Source organism: Fulvivirga sp., from assembly GCF_040220315.1.
In the GTDB taxonomy this organism is placed as follows: Bacteria; Bacteroidota; Bacteroidia; order Cytophagales; family Cyclobacteriaceae; genus Fulvivirga.
Map to the genome: position 1 here is coordinate 1 of NZ_JAVJUY010000042.1, position 3,896 is coordinate 3,896.

General features: G+C 36.4%; 3 protein-coding genes. 2 read left to right on the forward strand and 1 reads right to left on the reverse strand.

The features are described from left to right. The first annotated feature begins 62 nt into the window (after window positions 1-62). Entirely contained in the window at window positions 63-1,268 is a 1,206-nt protein-coding gene (locus RLO81_RS01475) for a hypothetical protein (RefSeq protein ID WP_350106179.1), read from the forward strand. Beyond that, window positions 1,261-1,713, forward strand: coding sequence for a GIY-YIG nuclease family protein (locus RLO81_RS01480; RefSeq protein ID WP_350106181.1), 453 nt, complete (start codon window positions 1,261-1,263; stop codon window positions 1,711-1,713). Before RLO81_RS01475 ends, RLO81_RS01480 begins: the two co-directional genes overlap by 8 nt. A 5-nt stretch (window positions 1,714-1,718) precedes the next feature. Here the strand turns inward: RLO81_RS01480 and RLO81_RS01485 are convergent. Then, window positions 1,719-3,896: tetratricopeptide repeat protein (locus RLO81_RS01485; RefSeq protein WP_350106184.1), on the reverse strand; the 2,178-nt coding region annotated here is incomplete at its 5' end.

A 3,896-nucleotide genomic window follows, 5' to 3' on the forward strand; every position in this document is an offset into this window, starting at 1 on the left:
GTCAGATGCCCGGAACAGGGGGTCAGACCAAAATGGAATGGGGGGTCAATTAAGTCTGGAATATGCAGCTTAATACCAAAGTGGGTGTTATTTACTATTACTTCCTGTCAGAAGATAATATACATATTAAAATTGGTGACAAAGAGATAAATGCCATTGATCCTCTTTTCGTTACCGAAGCAGAAGCAAATGGAAACCTTAACGAAAATGATTGGGATGGCACAGATGTAAGATGGATCGAAAAACCAAAACAGCTTACATTGGATAATGAATTGAATATCAATGTTACCCTCGAAATCACACAGCTTCCTTACCCTCCAATTTTTAGAATAAAGCACTTGGGTGAAGCAAGAGATAAAGAGGTTAGGGACAGATATTTAATAGAAGCAGGAAATTATGGCTTCTATGTGTATAGAAATAAAAGATTGATTTCATGGGCTTCCAATTTGCAAGGAATAATTCCTTATGACCAGGACTTTTATGCCTTTCGTGGGAGAATTCTTATAAATGATGAAGCCGATGACTTCTTTAATATTGATGTTAAAAAATCTTCACTAACGCTTTCCGATGAGGCTTATAATACGATTAGTGACTTCAGCAAAGAGGCAAAGAGCAAGAGTAAAGCCGCTTGGAAAAATGCCGGCAAGGTTACAAAGGACATTATCAACAAAGATCCTAATGAGATTGCCAATAAATTATTAGAGGAATTTGAACAGATCGAAATTTTACCGGGTGATGATTTAATTGACGAAGAAATTGCCTTGGAACGATTGAAATCCATTACTGACGATATGGCCGGTAAGATCAGATGGATAGTTCGTATGATGAAGGAAGATAAAGGTGAAGAAGTTGAAGATGATGATGACTTTACAGATGAGGAGAAGGAAGAGGCAATCAAGGGAGAAAGGAATGAAAATCTTACTAAAATTTTCAGGGTCACTTCTGTACAAGACAATCACCTTTGGGAACCATATTATGATACTGACTTGGGTAATACAGTCAGGATCAACAAGCTTCATCGATTCGCTCGATTGATATATGAAGACAATTCGGACAACAGAGATTTACAAATCATTTTCGATCTGACAATGCTACAATTTGCTGATGCTGAACTTTACGCATATAAAAACATTGCCAATACAGAATATGAAGACCTGAAAAGAATATTGACTGAATCAAGGCGAATCGTTTCGGAATTTCTGGCCAATATGTGTCGCAAATTAGAAAATGATTTGCCGCCTAATTATAGTGAGGAAAAGTATGCATGAAACGCGAGTTTTTAACGTATTCAATGGCTTTGATCAGGCATATATATACATTTGGATTTCCAAAACTCATAAAGTTGTCTATGTAGGAATGACCAATGGCTATACAGGCACAATAGGAAGGGCAAATGGACATTTCAATCGAACGGGTCAACTTAGAAAAAGATTTAATCAGTATCGAGGTTATGAAGTAAATGAAGTTGATGATATGATATTGCTCTCCTTCCCTCTACCCAAAAAAAAGGAGTACATGTCAGTTGAAAGATCCTACCGGGAAGCAGTCGAGTACTTGGTTCAAAAGGAGCTTATTCAAATTCGAGGAATTCTGAATCCTACATTTGACGTAATTTCATGGGTACGAGATAGTCCTAGAATTGGGAATGCAGAGGTTCGAAAAATCGCAACACAAATCGTTAGTTCTTTCAGCTTAAGCTATAACAGACTATAACAGTATTACTTATCAAAACTTTCCCACGCTGCTTCCAGCAGGGCTTCAGGTGTAGCATTAATATTCAACTTGGCATGTTTCATCCAAGCAGCTAGCCAATAAAAAATAAAGGTTTGACTCTTTAGGTCTGGACCGCCATTGAGCAACAATGTTCCTTGTAAGATATGCTTTATCATATCCTCTTTAGACTCGTTAGATTGCAGGTGATATTGGTATCCAACACCTCCAACCATATGAGCAACATTCAAAAAAGCTGTAAAGTATGAAGATCCTGAATCTGGGTTCACTTTCCCTCTAAAATCCTCTGCCCAATCAAACAATAAATAAGAGTGTTTAGTGAAACTGATCAGTTTCATTATTAATATACCTTTTCCAATTATATCTATATTGATGAAGTCAAAGTTCACTCTTTCCTGTCGATTAAGAAATTCATTGAATTGATAACTCAAGCTATTGAGAGCATTCTTTAACGCATCTTCATCTAATAAATCATGATTTGCTAATTCAGGCCGCTCTAAAACAAAGCGACCCAATTCCGAAATGGAGTTGGCTAGGTATTCATACTGGCCGTTTCTTTTAAATCCTTCAATTGCCTTGAAGTAGTATTCAAGACCTTGTAAACTTCCAGAACGAGTTAAGCAATTTGCCAATTGATGATAACAACTCATCAAGTTACTATCATCTTTAAGCTCTAATTGAATTTGAATAGATTTCTTGTAATATTCCTCAGCTAAAGTCAGGTTTCCCAAATCATAATGGGCATGTGCAATTTCAGAATCTATCAGTGCAATATTTCCTAAAATGCTTGGGTCTATTTCATCCTCTGATGTTCTCTTACTCTGTTGCTCGAATTCATTAGACAGAATATTCTTTGCTTTTTCGAACAGATCAATTGCTTTTTTGCACTTTTTTTTATGGTGTGCTAACCTGCCATTCATCCAAAAACTATCTTTCTCAATCTGGATATCTTGTGTTGCTTTGGCTAAATCCGATAAATCTCCACAAGTCTTTTCAAAGGCATTATGATCATATTGTCTTTGTTGCAATTGAGCCAAATACATATATTGGGTACTTGCCAAACGCATGTATCCTAGGGCGATATTTGCTTCAATCCCTGCTTTTGAAAGTGTCGTCCCGTATTCAAAAAATCCGCGTATAAAGCAAAATTTACCTAATGCTGCAGCCAAACCAGCTATAATCAACCAATGTTCATTTTCACCAACATTGTCTTTCTTCTCTTGACACAAGGACACCATAATTCTGGCTATTCTGTATGCGTTTAGAATATTCGGCAATTCACTTTCCATTCGAAAGATTCCTTGAGCGGTCGAACCAAACTTTCCAGTTTCTAAATAATGGATATCAATTATGGCTGCTTCCGTCATAATCTTTTCTAATTGCTCCTTTTGACAAGCAACCCCGCCTTCTTTACTTTCAACTTTGGCCTGATCATATAGGTATTTTACAAGCGGAATTGGAATTGAAAACCTTTCAATACTCAATTCATCAATGGAGGTCTTGATAAAAAAGAATTGAGTTAATGTTGCTACATCATCATATAAACAATCAAACTCATCTTTAAGATGCACTAGTTTGACACCAGCAGGGTAAAACTTACCTATATGTAGTAATTCTTTTTGGGATTTACTCAAATTACCATAAATGGCATCTAGACAAACAGATAGGGCATTTTCTTTATTGTGTTTTTTACGCATTGGTTGCTTCAGAGCATCATGTTTTTGAAGTTGTTCTATTACAAGATCCACCGATTTGTAAAATTGTAGGAGGGATGATGTTATTTTCAAGGATAGTGGATGGCCTCCACAAAAACTCACTAACCAGTCAAGCTTCTCATCTACTATATCGAACTGATCATTTATTTGATCAATCAAAACAGCTTTACTCGGAGCATCATTTAAACCTTCCAAATTAATGACCACTTTCTGATCTCTAAATATTGATAGATCTATTTGGCTTGTTATCAATAATTGAATTCCATCCGATTGAGTGATTAGTGCATGGATGAAGTCCTCCGTTTCATCACGTTGAGCTATTAGAAGCTTCTCCAGACTATCCAGGGCAATGGTTAATTGTACTCCTCTTAAAGAGTCAACCAATGACCGGCCAATTGTATGGCCCAATACCTCAATTAAAGCATTAGATATAACTAATACCAAATCATT